This is a genomic window from Ferrovum myxofaciens, assembly GCF_000735045.1.
GTDB lineage: Bacteria > Pseudomonadota > Gammaproteobacteria > Burkholderiales > Ferrovaceae > Ferrovum > Ferrovum myxofaciens.
On record NZ_JPOQ01000586.1, the window covers coordinates 1 to 403 of the forward strand.

1 protein-coding gene is annotated in these 403 nt (G+C 45.2%); it reads left to right on the top strand.

What is annotated here, in order from left to right:
- Positions 1-208 precede the first annotated feature (208 nt).
- Positions 209-403: transposase (locus IV91_RS17675; protein ID WP_200874456.1), on the top strand; the 195-nt coding region annotated here is incomplete at its 3' end.

A 403-nucleotide genomic window follows, 5' to 3' on the forward strand; every position in this document is an offset into this window, starting at 1 on the left:
GCCACAACGCTGGTCAGGGGCTACCCGTAACTGGGAGCCTGTAGGTGCTGTCCAATTGAATCCGGAACGACAAGTTCGGTTGGCGGCTTAAGATGGTTGAGGCGACAGAAACCCTGAAAGACGCCGTAGCCATGGGGAGGAAAGCGGGAAGTTGGTTTTGACTTAGATTTGTCTTGCATTATATATCTAGCATCTGTATAATTAGTGCATGAGCGATTACACTATAAAATACAAGAGCAACCTGAACGTAGTTTACTCTTGCAAGTACCGTGTTATATGGTGTCCGAAGTATCGGCGTTCGGTTTTAGTGAAGGGCGTTGACGTTCGTCTGAAAGAAATTATACAAGACGTTGCTACTGAGTATAAATGTGAAATATTGGAACTTGAGGTTATTGCCGGATCA